Origin of the sequence: Paraburkholderia sp. SIMBA_027 (genome assembly GCF_046535315.1) — a bacterium.
GTDB classification, from domain to species: Bacteria; Pseudomonadota; Gammaproteobacteria; order Burkholderiales; family Burkholderiaceae; genus Paraburkholderia; species Paraburkholderia tropica.
Map to the genome: position 1 here is coordinate 1 of NZ_JAWRWY010001743.1, position 230 is coordinate 230.

Sequence of the window (230 nt, forward strand, 5' to 3'; positions counted from 1 at the left end):
TCCGACGCGAGCGCGGCGGCCGTCACGTGAGCGATCATGAAGCCCGAATTCACACCGCCGTCGCGCACGAGGAACGGCGGCAGACCCGACAGCGTCGCGTCGATCAGCAACGCGATGCGGCGTTCGGCCAGCGCGCCGATTTCAGCGGCGGCGAGCGCGAGATTGTCGGCGGCGAACGCGACCGGTTCAGCGTGGAAGTTGCCGCCCGACAGCACTTCGCCGGTGTCCGG

1 protein-coding gene is annotated in these 230 nt (G+C 70.0%); it reads right to left on the reverse strand.

Features of this window, described 5'->3' with window-relative positions; genetic code table 11:
* Positions 1–230: aromatic amino acid lyase (locus SB764_RS45135; protein WP_410867453.1), on the reverse strand; the 230-nt coding region annotated here is incomplete at both ends.